At 73.4% G+C, this 13,377-nt stretch carries 12 protein-coding genes and 1 pseudogene; 5 read left to right on the top strand and 8 right to left on the bottom strand.

From position 1 onward, the window contains the following. The 3 genes and pseudogenes from ACFO4E_RS26835 to ACFO4E_RS26825 all read left to right on the top strand — a co-directional run. Positions 1-1,164: polymorphic toxin-type HINT domain-containing protein (locus ACFO4E_RS26835; protein ID WP_378579494.1), on the top strand; the 1,164-nt coding region annotated here is incomplete at its 5' end. Further along, positions 1,161-1,838, top strand: a complete 678-nt coding sequence (locus ACFO4E_RS26830; RefSeq protein ID WP_378579492.1) for a hypothetical protein — start codon at positions 1,161-1,163, stop codon at positions 1,836-1,838. The genes ACFO4E_RS26835 and ACFO4E_RS26830, both read left to right, overlap by 4 nt. A 34-nt stretch (positions 1,839-1,872) precedes the next feature. Then, positions 1,873-2,382 (top strand): annotated as a pseudogene (locus ACFO4E_RS26825) (TIGR03086 family metal-binding protein); the annotation flags it as partial. Between the two features lie 276 nt (positions 2,383-2,658). On the opposite strand, the gene ACFO4E_RS26820 reads toward ACFO4E_RS26825, so the two are convergent. The 3 genes from ACFO4E_RS26820 to ACFO4E_RS26810 form a co-directional block, all read right to left on the bottom strand. Then, positions 2,659-4,002: a YcaO-like family protein gene (locus ACFO4E_RS26820; RefSeq protein WP_378579490.1), complete on the bottom strand. Its 1,344-nt coding sequence runs from the start codon at positions 4,000-4,002 to the stop codon at positions 2,659-2,661. Continuing rightward, the gene (locus ACFO4E_RS26815) at positions 3,992-4,129 is read right to left on the bottom strand and encodes a hypothetical protein (RefSeq protein ID WP_378579488.1); all 138 of its coding nucleotides are present in this window, start codon (positions 4,127-4,129) and stop codon (positions 3,992-3,994) included. The genes ACFO4E_RS26820 and ACFO4E_RS26815 overlap by 11 nt, the downstream gene beginning before the upstream one ends. Before the next feature lie 339 nt (positions 4,130-4,468). Continuing rightward, positions 4,469-5,044 carry a CGNR zinc finger domain-containing protein gene (locus ACFO4E_RS26810; protein WP_378579485.1) on the bottom strand — a complete coding sequence of 192 codons (576 nt, stop codon included), beginning with the start codon at positions 5,042-5,044 and terminating at the stop codon, positions 4,469-4,471. A gap of 108 nt (positions 5,045-5,152) precedes the next feature. Here ACFO4E_RS26810 and ACFO4E_RS26805 point away from each other — a divergent pair, with 108 nt between their 5' ends. Then, positions 5,153-6,325 (top strand): epoxide hydrolase family protein, encoded by a 1,173-nt coding sequence (locus tag ACFO4E_RS26805; protein ID WP_378579483.1) that lies wholly within the window; start codon positions 5,153-5,155, stop codon positions 6,323-6,325. A gap of 122 nt (positions 6,326-6,447) precedes the next feature. On the opposite strand, the gene ACFO4E_RS26800 is transcribed toward ACFO4E_RS26805, so the two are convergent. The 3 genes from ACFO4E_RS26800 to ACFO4E_RS26790 all read right to left on the bottom strand — a co-directional run bounded on the left by ACFO4E_RS26800 (position 6,448) and on the right by ACFO4E_RS26790 (position 10,256). Further along, complete coding sequence (locus ACFO4E_RS26800; RefSeq protein ID WP_378579481.1) at positions 6,448-7,983, bottom strand: acyl-CoA synthetase; 1,536 nt, start codon at positions 7,981-7,983, stop codon at positions 6,448-6,450. A gap of 21 nt (positions 7,984-8,004) precedes the next feature. Beyond that, the gene (locus ACFO4E_RS26795) at positions 8,005-9,312 is read right to left on the bottom strand and encodes an MFS transporter (protein ID WP_378579479.1); all 1,308 of its coding nucleotides are present in this window, start codon (positions 9,310-9,312) and stop codon (positions 8,005-8,007) included. An 80-nt stretch (positions 9,313-9,392) separates the two neighbouring features. Beyond that, entirely contained in the window at positions 9,393-10,256 is an 864-nt protein-coding gene (locus ACFO4E_RS26790) for a p-hydroxycinnamoyl CoA hydratase/lyase (RefSeq protein ID WP_378579477.1), read from the bottom strand. Positions 10,257-10,320: 64 nt separating this feature from the next. Between ACFO4E_RS26790 and ACFO4E_RS26785 the strand changes: the two genes are divergently transcribed. Further along, positions 10,321-10,815, top strand: a complete 495-nt coding sequence (locus ACFO4E_RS26785; protein ID WP_378579475.1) for a MarR family winged helix-turn-helix transcriptional regulator — start codon at positions 10,321-10,323, stop codon at positions 10,813-10,815. 157 nt (positions 10,816-10,972) lie between these two features. Here ACFO4E_RS26785 and ACFO4E_RS26780 read toward each other — a convergent pair whose 3' ends face one another. Both ACFO4E_RS26780 and ACFO4E_RS26775 read right to left on the bottom strand, forming a co-directional pair. Then, positions 10,973-12,172 (bottom strand): hypothetical protein, encoded by a 1,200-nt coding sequence (locus ACFO4E_RS26780; RefSeq protein WP_378579473.1) that lies wholly within the window; start codon positions 12,170-12,172, stop codon positions 10,973-10,975. Positions 12,173-12,638: 466 nt separating this feature from the next. Beyond that, positions 12,639-13,331 carry a sirohydrochlorin chelatase gene (locus ACFO4E_RS26775; RefSeq protein ID WP_378579470.1) on the bottom strand — a complete coding sequence of 231 codons (693 nt, stop codon included), beginning with the start codon at positions 13,329-13,331 and terminating at the stop codon, positions 12,639-12,641. Positions 13,332-13,377 lie beyond the last annotated feature (46 nt).

Raw genomic sequence — 13,377 nt, 5'->3', positions numbered from 1 at the left:
GGCTCCCAGGCCGTCGTCGAGAACCTCGTCGCCCTCATCCCCTACTTCGGCTGGGCCAAGAAGGGCGAGCGCATCGCCGACATCGCCGACGGAGGCGGCGACAACCGCGACGGCAACGACAACGACGGAGACGGCGACGGCGACGGGGAGCAGCAGGCCGACGGCGACCGCGACAACGAACAGAACAACGGCCAGTCCTGCACCCGCCCCTCCAGCTTCACCCCCGGCACCCCGGTCCTGCTCGCCGACGGCACCACCGCCCCCATCGAGGACATCGCCATCGGCGACGAGGTCCTCGCCTTCGACCCCCGCACCGGTGAAGAGGGACCCCGCGAGGTCACCGACACCATCACCACCACCGGCACCAAAACCCTGGCCACCCTCACCATCGACGACGGCCAAGGATCGGCCGACACCCTCACCGCCACCGACACCCACCCCTTCTGGATCCCCGACCGCGCCCAATGGGCCGACGCCATCGACCTCCAACCCGGAACCTGGCTACGCACCTCAGCAGGCACCTGGGCCCAGATCACCGCGGTCGAGCACGCCACGGTCCCGGCTCAGCAGGTCCACAACCTCACCGTCGCCGACCTCCACACCTACTACGCCGGCGTCGGCGCCACCGACGTCCTGGTCCACAACACCAACGGTGACTGCCACCCCGACCGCCAGTACGCCGACGACGGCGGGGTGCAGCGCCCCGTCGGCGACCGCGACTTCGCGGCCGTGGCCGCACAGCGCGCCCACGAGATCATGCGCGGCACCGGCAGCCGCAACCTGACCGTCGCGGTCACCCGCGTGTACAACACGCAGACCCAGGAGTTCGAAGTTTGGGTCAGTAGCAGCAACCCCAAAGGCCAGAACAGCGACGACCCCGACTCCTACGCGAACAACCCCCCGGCCGGCTTCGACCTCAACCCCGGCGAGGTATACGTTCCCGGGTCCGGCCACGCCGAGGCCGCATTGAACGAGCACCTCCAGCGCAACCCCCAGTACCGGGTGGTCGAGGGCGGCACCAGCTCCAACATCTGCCAAGGCGAGCGCCCGACCGGCAACTGCATGCCCATCATGACCGACGACTTGGGCCTGGAGACCTCCGGCGACTACCCTGGCACGACCTACACCTCAGGCCAACGCGAATTCTGGTGGGAGGGCGGATGATCCCGCGCAAGTCGCGCTACCGGGACGACCTGCGGACGCTCGACGGGCGGCAGCGTGTGCTGCTCGCCGCCGGGTCGGCGGCCCGGGCGGCTCATGTGTACGACTTCTTCGCCGACGCCTCCGAGCGCGCGGTGCTCCAAGGCGCGGTGGAGGAGCTGTGGTCGATGGACCCCGGCGACTCCGAGAGGGCGCGTGCCGCCCTGGAGCGCCTTGGGGAGATCTGGCCCTACAGCGACGAGCCCGCGGACCCGGAGTTCGACGCCGACGAACCCGAGTATGAGCCCGACGAACCGCGGTACTGGAAGATCCGGGCCCTGGAGGTCCCCCGCTTCGCCTTCATGGAACTCCACGAGGGCGACACCCTCCGCGCATCCGACCGCGCCATCCAATTCGGGATCGGACTCGTCCAAGAGGTCGAGGGAGCCGTCGGCGCGGCGCCGCTCCACGGACTCGCACAGGAGTACCCCGACTCTCGCGGCCCCTTCGAGGAACTGGAAGGCGACATCCTCGACCAGAGCCTGAGGCTCGTGCAAGAGGAGCCGGGACCCGACGCCCTGCGCCGCCTACGCCAACTCTCCTCGGCCCACGGACAACGGGTCCAGGAGGTCCTGCTACCGGTCCTCTCCACCACCAGCGGCTGGTCACCGGACGACATCGAAGCCGCACGAGGCTGAGTCGCCTCAGCACCCGCCGCTCGCACGCGTCTTCACCGACCGAGTGCGCGGGGTACCGCCGGGCGCGTGGGGCGATCCCGCGCCGTGCGAAGGCTGGGCCGCCCGCGACGTGGTGCGCCACCTCGTCGAGTGGTTCCCCGCATTCCTGAAGGCCGGAACCGGAATCGAGCCGCCGACAGGGCCATCGGTGGACGACGACCCGGTGGCGGCTTGGACGTCGCACAACGACGCGGTTCAGGCCCTCCTCGACGATCCCGCCACGGCGGCGCGGCCCCTATCGGACCGGCACCTCGGAGAGATCCCGCTGAACCAGGCGATCGACCGGTTCTACACCGCCGACGTCTTCATGCACACCTGGGATCTGGCGCGAGCCACCGGCCAGGACGAGAGCCTCGACCCTGCTAGGTGCGCTCGGCTGCTCCAAGGGACGCTGCCGCTCGACGACCTACTCCGTGACAGTGGGCAGTACGGCCCGCGAGTCGAGGTACCCGAGAACGCCGCCCCCCAGACACGGCTGCTCGCTTTCATCGGCCGCACCCCCTGAATCCGGGCCCTCCACCACACCGCCCGCCTCCGGGTGGCACCGGCGTGCTGTGGGCTTGTACCGGTTCGGTGCGCACGTCACGTGCGCCGACGGCCTGGCGGTGATCTGCTGAACCGGCGCTACGGCCGGGCGATTGGGGCTGCTCGGCCTCTACGGGGCGGCGTGGACCCGCTCAACCGACCGGGCTTAGGGGCCCCTCGTCCGACGGCCGGGTGCGGCGCGCGCGGCGGGGACCGCGGAGCCGGGGAACACCCGTCGGCTCGGCCGGAGGTGTCCTCACCCTGCGGGCAGGCCGCTCAGGTGGGCACGGGCGCGGGGGCCGGGGACGACCAGGGCGCCGCCGGTGACGGCGAAGAAGCGCTCCAGGCCGGGTACCACCACGCTCACCGCGCACACACCGGTGGCGGCGGTGTGCACGTCGGCGGCATAGGGCGTGTGGCCGCGCGCGGTCACGGCCGCCACGAGCCCGCGCAGGTGGCCGCCGGGGGTGGCCGGTGCCGCGGTGTCGCGGAAGTCCACCGAGCGGGCGGCGGCCAGGTGCGGGCCGAAGTCGGCCCGGCCCGCCGCCAGCAGTGCGGGATGGGGCCGCAGCGCGCGCAGATCGGGCGTGACGGCCTCCTGCCCGTAGTGGTCGGCCACCGCGGCACACTGGACGAGTTCGCTGAGGGCGCGGCGCAGCGCCAGGCGGGCCGACAACGACGCTCCCTGCCCCCGCACCGGGGCGCCCCCGCCCGACACGCCGTGCGCGCAGAACGCGGGAACCCCCACGTCGGTGGTCATGTCCAGCAGGTGCACGGGGCCGCGCACCCTGCGCCGGGCCAGGCCGTGCCAGCGGGCGAGGTCGTCGGGCAGGGACTCCGGCCGCACGACGCGCGCCGCGCGCCCGCCGGGTCCGAGGAAGACGGCCGCCAGCAGCAGCGAGTAGGCGTCGCGTTCCACGACCTCGGCCAAGGCGTGGACCAGGGCCTCGGGGCGGGTGGCCCCGATGGCGCCGCCGCTGTTGGTGCTGTAGCGCGCAGCGGGCGCGTAGTCGTGGGCGTCGCCGAGTGCTTCGCGCAGCGGAGCGGCATCGGCGCCCGGGTAGGAGGGGCAGTGGAGGAACACCGGGACGTCGACGGCGGGCGAGCGGCCGTCGAGCGCGGTGTGGGGGCGGCAGGCCAGCGGAGCGCCGGCACCCGGGTCCAGGGCGAGGACCGCGGGATCGGCCCCCCACGCGCCGGCGGTGAGCGCCTGGACGGGGCGCAGCACGACGTGTTCGGGGCGCAGCGCGCTCGCGTCGGTCCAGGAGTGCTCCAGCGCCTCGAAGACCGCCCCCACCCGGGCGGCGTCGTCGTCGCCCTTGCCCATGCCGAGCCCGCTGGGGACGGGGGTGCGGTCGGCGTGGGCGAGCCGGCAGCGCCACGCGCCGCCGAGGTCGGTCAGGTGCACCCGGTAGCCCAGGTGCCGGGTGGTGCGGCGGGCGCGGTGCCAGGCATCGGCGAGGCCGAACGCGCGTTCGCCTCCGTGGGCGGGCGGCCCCTGCGGGTCGGGAGGGTGCGCGGTGGTGTCGGGGTGGCCGACGGCGGGGTTCGGCCGGCCCGCGGCGGGCCGGCCGAACCCCCCGTGGAGGTCAGCGCTCACCGCTGCCCTGGGTGTCCTGCTGCTTCTGCTCGATCTCGTGGAGCCACTGCTGTTCGCGCGGCGTGAGTTCGCCGCATTCGGCCTCGTCGGTCTCGGCGTAGCCCCAGTGCGCCCCGAAGAAACCCATGGCAATCCTCCCGTTACTCATCGTGATGTTCCGCCGTGGGGCGTATACCCGGGGGCGCGCCGGGACAACCGCGCACGGGAAACCGGGCCACCCGGTTTCTCCCGGCCGGCTGCCGGCCGCTACCGGTGGCCCGTGCGCAGCTCTGAGAGCCCTTCCCGAATGAGCGTGGCCGTGCGGTGGAAGGCCGCACGGCGTGCCGGCGGACCGGCGGACCGAAAAGGTGTCGGCGCCTTCACGGCCGGAGGCGGCGGACGGCTCTCAGCGGTGCCGTCGGGGTGCGCCCGGCGCGACAGATGTGTCGCGGGCATAGGGCCCACCCGAATGTACCGAGCGCAACGATCACTCCGCTGATCCGGAGCGTTTGCGCTGGTTGGCATTGAAGCGCGCCTTCTTCTGCCGATTCCCGCACGTGTTCATGTCACACCATTTGCGGGTGCGGCTTTGGCTGGTGTCGAAGAAGGCGGCCCGGCAGGTCGGTGATGCGCACAAGGCCAGTTTTCCGTCTCGTTCGCCTGCGATGATGCTGATCGCATCGGCGGCGATCACGCTGAGGGCGTCTTCCACGCAGGAAGCCGAACCGAGCCGCCATTGCCGCTTACCCTCGGGCGTCAGGATCGCAGCGGCCCGACCCTCAGCGCTGCGGTCGTTGATGACGTGGACGGCAGATGCGGGGAGAGCGTCCTGGATCGCGGCCGCGGTCGCGGCGACGTGGATCGACTCCCTCAGTTCCCGGGCGAGGTCGAGCTGGGCAGCGGTGCAGGAGTCCACGGCTAGGCCGTTGACCGCCAGCCAGTCGACGAGTCGGTGCGGCGTGGGAATGCGCTCCACAGCGTTGCCGCGACGCTCCGTCAGGGTCGCCGTGAAGCTGGTCGCCAGCACGCTACCGAGGCGGAAGTCGGGGAACCCAGCACGCATGGAACCACCTTAGCCGGTTGCACGCTGACATGATGACGTGCTTTGCTAGAACTGCCTTAGCCGGTTCCTGACGGTTCGTGGCCGGCTCCGCGATGGCCAGGAGGTCTCATGCCCCGTCCACCCAGCGACGTGCGAGCGTTCGAAGCCCACGCGACCGACGCCGACCTCGACGATCTGCGCGCGCGACTGGCCGCGGCGCGACTGCCGGAGCCCGAGACGGTCCATCGCGCCGCGCCCGGCCCCCGCCGATGGCAACAGGGCGTTCCTCTCGCCGACCTCGTCGATGTCGTGAACCACTGGCGCACCGGTTACGACTGGCGGTCGTTCGAAGCGCGCCTTGACCGGATCGGCCAGTTCCGCACGACCATCGACGATCTGGGAATCCACTTCCTGCACCGCCGATCCGCGCGCGCGGATGCCACTCCTCTGATCCTGACGCACGGCTGGCCGGGCAGCATCGCCGAGTTCACCGATGTAGTGGACGAGCTTGCGGATCCGAAGGATGCGGGCGCGCCGGCGTTCCACGTCGTGGTCCCGTCGCTACCGGGCTTCGGTTTCAGCGACAAGCCGGCCGCCACCGGGTGGGGAACCGAGAAGATCGCGGCCGCATGGGTGGAACTGATGGGAAGGCTCGGCTACCGCAGGTTCGTAGCCCACGGAGGGGACTGGGGAGGCAATATCACCACGGTGCTCGGCGGCAGGTTCCCGGCGCACGTTATCGGGATCCACACGACGTTCGCCGAGGCACCGCCCGGGCTGGCAACGGACGGGCTGACGGCGGTCGAGCGCGGGTGGACCGAGGAGACCCGCGATTTCTGGCGCCACCGCGCGGCGTACGCGAAGCAGCAGGCGACCCGACCGCAGACCATCGGCTACTCGCTCGTCGACTCACCGGTCGGGCTTCTCGCCTGGATCCTCGACAAGTTCGCCGAGTGGTCGGACACCGAGGACAGCCCGTTCGAGACGATGTCCAGAGACCGCATCCTCGACGACGTCACCCTCTATTGGCTGACGCGGACCGGCGCGTCGGCGGCCCGCATCTACTACGAAAGCCACAACTCGCTCGATCCCGAACTTCGGGTCGACGTCCCGTCGGCGATCACCATGTATCCCCGCGACATCGAGAAGTCTCCGCGCCCCTGGGCACAGGAGCGGTACCGGCAGATCGTCCGCTGGAGGTCGCCCGAACGCGGGGGACATTTCCCGTCGCTGGAGGTTCCCGAGTATTTCGTCGAAGATCTGCAAGACGGCCTCGCGGCGGTGCTGGCCGCTCATCGGTGAACGCGGCTCGGCGACCCGGCACTCGATGACCGGCGACCGAGATCGTCGTTCGGATCCTCGCCGGCATACCGACCCCGCCACTGACGCGCGCACGGAACGTGGGACGGCGGGTCTTACGGGCCTTACGTCCCCGTCGATCCGCCCGGTGCGCGGCCCTGGTCCGCGGGTGCGAGGCGGCTGCGAAGCGCCGGCTTGTCGACCTTGCCGACCCCGTTGCGCGGAAGCTCGTCGGTGAACGCGATGGTCGCGGGGAGTTTGTACCGGGCCAGCCGCTGAGCCAGGAACGCGTACAGTTCGCCGGTGCCGGGCCGCCGGCCGGCAGCGGGCGCGACCAGCGCCGCGCCGACCTCCCCCCAGGCCGCGTCCGGCACGCCGACCACGGCGCACTCGCGCACGGCGGGGTGGCCGGACAAGGCGGCCTCGACTTCGGACGGGTAGACGTTCTCACCGCCGGTGACGTACATGTCCTTCAACCGGTCGACGATGCGGAAGTAGCCGTCCCCGTCGACCTCGGCGGCGTCGCCCGTGTGCAGCCAGCCCCCGCGCAACGCCGCCGCCGTCTCCTCAGGCCGGTTCCAGTAGCCCGGGGTGACGTTGGGGCCCTCCACCAGGACCTCGGCCGGGCCCGGACCGGAACCCGCGATGCGTACATCGGTGAAGAACGCCGCCACTCCGGCGCTGCCGGCCTTGCGCCGGCAGTCGGCCGCGGGCAGCAGCAGGGCGCCCGGGGCGGACTCGGTCATGCCGTATCCCTGCACGAACACCAGCCCGCGGCCGGTGTAGCGCTCGATGAGCGCCGGAGGAACGGGGGCACCGCCGCACAGCAGCAGCCGCAGGCCGGAGAGGTCGGCGGACGCCCAGCGCGGAGAGTCGGCGATCCGGTCGTACATGGTGGGGACGCCGAACATCACGGTCACGCCGCCGTGCTCCACGAGGTCCAGGGTGCGCTCGGGGTCGAAGCGCTCCTCCAGGATCAGCCGCCCGCCCTTGAGCAGGGTGGGCAGGCACAGCATGTTCAGCGCCGCTGTGTGGAACATCGGCGCGCTGACCAGTGCGGTGTCGGTACTGGCCAGGTCGGTGTCGACCAGCGTGTTCAGGCAGTTCCAGGTGACGTTGCCGTGGGTGAGCACGACGCCCTTGGGGCGGCCGGTGGAGCCGGAGGTGTAGAGCAGCAGGAAGGGGTCGGCGTGCCCGACGGGCCGGTCCATCGGCTCGGGCCGGGCGGCGGCGACCGCGCGGTCCAGGTCGTCGTCGGCGCCGCCACCGCCGGCGATGAGGAGCCCGCCCACCAGGCCGGCGTCGCGCAGGGCGGTGGCGTCGGCGGCACGACGGGCGTCGGCGACGAGGACGGCGGGCGAGCTGTCGCGCGCGAGGGCCTCCAGCTCGGCCGGCGCGAGGCGGGTGTTGAATGGGGCGAACACCGCGCCCAGCAGCGCGGCGGCGAACATGGCCTCAAGGAATTCGGGCCGGTTCGGGCCCAGGTAGGCGACGCGGTCGCCGCGTGCCACCCCGCGCTCCGCCAAGGCGTGGGCCAGCCGGTGGGAGCGCTGGTCGAGCTCCCGGTAGGTGGCGGCGCGTCCCGCGTGTACGAGGGCGGTGAGCGCGCCGGACGCGCGGCTCCTGCGGCCGGGCCATGATCCGATGCCGTGGTTGCGCATGGCGGTCCCTTCGACCCGATGTCAGATGGTCCGCAGGTCGCGTGCTGAGGTTTCCGGGGTGAGGAGGACGGCCAGTGTGGCCAGCAGCGCCATCCCGGCGAGGTAGACGCCCACGGCGCCCGAGCCGCCCGCGGTGGCGAAGAGCGCGGTGGCGGCGATGGGCGCGAGTCCGCCGCCGATCACGTTGCCGACCTGGTAGCCGACGGAGATGCCGCTGTAGCGCACACGGGTGGGGAACAGCTCCGCCAGCAGCGCGGGCAGCGGACCGTACTGGGCGGAGACGACGGTGACCGCCAGACAGCACGCCAGCAGCGCCCAGCCGAACGCGCCGCGGTCGAACATCGGGAAGAACAGCAGCCCGATCGCGATCTGGGCGAGGCCGCCCACGATGAACACGCGGCGCCGTCCCAGCACGTCGGTCAGCGCCGACCAGCCCAGGACGGCTCCGAGCTGCACCGCGCTGGCGAGCGTGACGACCACCAGGAGGGTGTCGCGGGAGTACGACAGCTCCGTTGTCCCGTAGGACAGGGTGTAGGTGAGGACGATGTAGCCGAGCCCGGTGCAGGCGGCCGTGGCGAACACGGCGCGCAGGACGTCGAGCGGATGGCCGCGCAGGACCTCGACGAGCGGGGCGGAGCGCAGGGCGCCGGGGGTGCGCCGGCTCTCCTCGAACAGCGGACTCTCGCTGACGCGGCGGCGGATCACGTAGCCGACGCCGATGAGGACGATGCTGGCGACGAAGCCGAGCCGCCATCCCCACGCGGCGAACGCCTCGGCCGTGGTGGTGGAGGCGGCCAGCATGACGAGGTTCGCCGCGATCGCCCCGGCGGGCACGCCGAGCTGTGGGGCGGCGCCGTACAGCCCGCGGCGCCCCTCGGGCGCGTGTTCGACGGCCATGAGGGCGGCCCCGCCCCACTCCGCGCCCACGCCGAGCCCTTGGGCCAGCCGCAGGAGCACGAGCAGGATCGGCGCGGCGACGCCGATCTGGGCGTAGGTCGGCAGCAGCCCCACCAGGACCGTCGCCCCGCCCATGACGAGCAGCGACACCACCAGCATGTGCTTGCGTCCGATGCGGTCGCCCAGGTGGCCGGCGACGATGCCGCCGAGCGGGCGGGCGGCGAATCCGACGGCGAACGTGGACAGGGCGGCCAACTGGCTGGCGAGCGCGCTTTCGGAGGGGAAGAACTGGGGACCGAAGACGAGCGCCGCCGCGGCGCCGTAGAGGAAGAAGTCGTACCACTCGATGCTGGTACCGATGAAGGCGGCGACGGCGACCTTGCGGGCCTCGCGGTGGGCGGCGGTGGTCGGGGGTCGGGAAGGGCTGGCCACGGTGTTCTCCGTTCCGGGGGTGCCCCTGAGCGGTGGAGGGATGCCCGGTGCCGCGCCGTCCGGGCCGTGCGCGCGCCTGCTCAGCCGCGCGTGTAGTGGCCGAGGCCGGGGCGGAAGCTCTTGTCGTCGAGGAACTGCCGCATGCCGCGGCTGCGCCCCTGCTCCGGATCGCGGAACTGCGACTGCTCGAGCTTGGCGTAGAGGTAGTCCTCGGCCTGGTCCCAGGGCATCGCGGCGGCGACCTTGTAGCCGGTCTTGGCGGCCCGCAGCACAACGGGGTTCATGCCGGCGAGGCGGAGGGCGAGTTCCCGGGTCCGCGCGCGCAGGGCGTCGGCGGGAACGGCCTCGTTGACCAGGCGCATCCGGGCGGCGGCGCGACCGTCGAAGGTCTCGCCCGTCATGATGTGGTACAGGGCGTCGCGCTGGGGCACGACGGCGGCCAGCGCCCGGCTGACGACCCCGCCGGGCGGGATCCCCCAGTTGATCTCGGACAGGCCGAAGCGGGCGTCCTCGTCGGCGATGGCGAGGTCGCAGGCGATCAGCGGGGTGAAGGCTCCGCCGAAGCACCAGCCGTTGACCATGGCGATCGTGGGCTTGTGGTACGCGGCCAGCCGTCGCCACTGCCAGTCCGCGGCGGCGCGGCGGACCCGGTTCTGCAGCGCCGGGTCGTCGGCCGCGTCGACGTCGCGGAAGTACTCCTGGAGGTCCATGCCCGCCGTCCAGGCATCGCCTGCCCCGGTGAGGACGAGCACGCGGCAGCGCTCGTCGCCCTCCAGGGCGTCCAGGGTGCGGACCATTTCGTCGTTCAGTTCGGGGTTCATCGCGTTGCGCTTGTGGGGGCGGTTGAGCGCGACCCAGGCGATGCCCTCGTCGAACGTGACGAGGACCGTCCTTCCCCAAGGGCCGGGCGCGTCGCCCGACGTGGCTTCGGCACCAGGGGCCATAGCAAACTCCTTTATATAAAGGACTTTGATAAGATGTAACAAGGACCTTGATAACCTGTCAACCATGACGGATCCCGCCCGTGCGGCCGACGACCCGGGACACGCCCCGCAGAACCCCGGCCCGCGCATCATCTACCTGGTCAAGCGCGTCGAACTCATCGCACGCGCGCAGCTGGACCAGATCACCCGCGAGCACGGGCTGACCACGTTGCAATACACCGCCCTGAGCGTCCTGCGGGCCCAGCCGGGGCTGTCAGCCGCCCAGCTGTCCCGCCGCTCCTTCGTGAGCCCGCAGGCCGCGACCGAGATGGTCGGCGCCCTGGAGGCCAAAGGGATGATCATGCGCGAGCCCGACGCCGCCAACCGCCGCGTCCTGCGGGCGCACCTGACCGACGCCGGACACACCGCCCTGAACGCCTGCGACCGCGGCGCCGACCGGATCGAACAGCAGATGCTCCGCGACGTCGCCCCGGACGACGCCGCGGCGCTGCGCCGCGCACTCACCGCCTGCGCCTCCGGCCTGGGCTCCGCCGACGGAACCGACGCCCTACGCGCCTGACCTCCCGGCCCACCGCCGCGTCCGCAGAGCAGACGAATCCACCCGGTGATCCACGATCGACCGCCACCGTTCCCGCGCCCCGGCTCCCGGGGCCGGCGGTCTGCTTCAGGGGCGCCGCGGGGGTCGAGGCCCGGGCGGGCCGGGCTGCTCCGCCCGGTCAGGAGGGCGGCAGGGGGCGCAGCGGAGGCGGGCCCTCGGGAAAGAGGTCGCGGAGCGGGTCGGACAGGCGGACACCGTTGAGGGCGGCCGTCGCGCGGGCCAGTTCGGGGGTGTTGAGATGGCCGCCCACCGCGCGCACGATCCGCCGCAGCGCCTCCACCACCGGGACACCGCAGGTCTGGGCGGCGTAGTGGGCGGCCACCGCCGGGGTGCGCGACTGTCCTGCCGCGCAGTGCAGGAGCACCCGCTTGCCCTCGGCGCGCAGGGCCGCCACCGCTCCGGCCGCGTCGTCGAGCACGAAGTGCAGGTTGGGGTTGACCTTCTCGCGGTCGGCGAGCCACACCTCCACGCGGTCGCGCCCGGGGATGCGCGCGGGGGCGTCGCCGGCGCTGACGCGGTTGAGGGTGACGACCGCGTCGACGTCGGGGTCGGCGCGCAGGTGGGCGAGGTTGCCCAGGACCACCCCGGGGTCGTAGGGGTGGGCGGTGTGGAAGGCGGTGTCGATGTAGACGGAGGCGCCCGTGTGGTACCCCTCGCCCTCGGGCCAGTCGGACGGCTCGCTGCCGCGCGCCAGGACCACTCCGCGGGTGACCAGCGACCGGGGCGACACTGTGTCGGCCAGCCGGCGCTGGGCCTCCAACGGGACCCCGGAGACACCCCAGCGCGCACCGGCGAGCGCCCCCGCGCACATCGCGGCCGCGTCGCCGCCGGAGTCCGAGGCCCGCCACACGGCCTCGACAAGGTGCGAGCAGGGGAAGACGCGCCTGCCGGGGTCGAGTTCGGGGACGTCGGTGGACACCACCGCCCGCCAGGCCGCGCCCATGGGCGACTCCGCGGGCACGGCACCGTCGACGGGCGGGACCACCCCGGTGACGGCCGTGCGGCGCAGGGCCGACGCCCACGCACGCCCGGCGGGGCCCGCGGACACCGGCGGGCCGGCGGGGCCCATGGTTCCTGGTGTGCCGGCGGGGTGGGAGGCGTCGAGGCCGCGCAGCGCCGCGTCCAGCACCCGGCCCAGGCGCGCCGCCGCGGTGTCGGCGCCGGCGGGTTCGGCGAGCTGCGCGGCCATCCCGGGCTGCGCGCCGACGATGCAGGCCGCGGCCGCGGCGCCCACCCAGGCCCCGGCCACGCGGTCGTACCGGGGGTCGTCGGCCTCCCATTTCCGAGCGGCGGACCTGGTCGATTCGGCGGCGGTCATGCCTCTCCCCCATCGGGCTCGGAGCCGGTCCCTGTGGATATGCCCTCTAGAGAGGCTGCGCCCCGGCGTTTTCCGGTTCCGGCCACCCGGCCCCGGTTCCCGTGCGCCCCACGTACCCACCGTACGCACACCAGGCGCCCCGCACCCCGCGGCGGGTCCGCCATGACCGGCTCCGGACACGGAGGATCCGTCGGCGCGTCGGTATCGGTACACCGGGCCGGACGGCGTTCCCGTCGCGCCCGCTGGTGCGGCCGGGTGCCGGCGGCCTACCGGGCGGACCGGTACGCCGTCCGGCGGGGCCGGCCGAGCCGATACCGCCGTGCTCACCCCCACACCGAACGCCCCGAGTGTCCCGCTGCCGGGGCCCGCTCCCTCCAGGGCGGACCGACCTCCCGGTCACGTCGCCCGCGTCCCCGGGCCGGGCGGACCTCCGGGTGAACGCCCCTCCCGCCCCGGCCGGCAGGGGTCAGGCCGGCGCCACGGCCGCCACCGCCGCGGAGTGGTAGCGGGCGGCGATGGCGGCGACCACGCCGTCGTCGGGGCACAGGGGGGCGGCGACCAGGTCGGCCCCCGCCTCGGCGAGGCGCCGGTGGAACAGGCCGGGTGCCAGGAGCCAGGCGGCGATCGCGACCCGCTGCCGGGGACGCCGGCGGGCGCGGGCGACCGCGTCGGGCACGGACGGCGTCGCCGTGGTGACGTAGCCGGTCGTGACCCGGGTGCCCAGGACCCCGCTCAGCCGGTCCGCCGCGTCGGCGACCTGGTCGAGGGCATTGGGGTCGGAGGACCCGGCGGCGGCCAGGACGACGGCGTCGCCCGGGTGCCATCCGGCCTGGTGCAGGCGGTGCGCGGCCGCGGCGACGAGCCGGGCGTCCCCGCCCAGGGCGGGGGTGAGCCGGGCGTCGGCGCGGCCGGCCCGTTGGAGCTGGGCGGGGATGTCGACGCCGACGTGGTATCCGGCGGCGAGGAAGGCCGGGACCACGACGATCGGTCCGTCGACGGCCGCGGCGGCCTCTCCGACGTCGGGGCCGCGCACATCGGCGAACCCCAGGCGCACCGGCGCACCGGTGCGGTGCGCGACCCGGCGGGCCAGTGCCCGCGCCGCCGCGGTACCGCGCGGGTCGCGGGTGCCGTGGACGGCCAGCAGCAGAGTGGGCGTCATCTCATCCCCTCGTGGATACCGCGCCCCTCACGGTCCAGGGGCGCCG

The organism is Nocardiopsis mangrovi, from assembly GCF_042653925.1.
Lineage (GTDB): Bacteria > Actinomycetota > Actinomycetes > Streptosporangiales > Streptosporangiaceae > Nocardiopsis_B > Nocardiopsis_B mangrovi.
The sequence above is the reverse complement of the archived record's forward strand: the minus strand, read 5'-3'. Positions and strand labels throughout refer to the sequence as shown.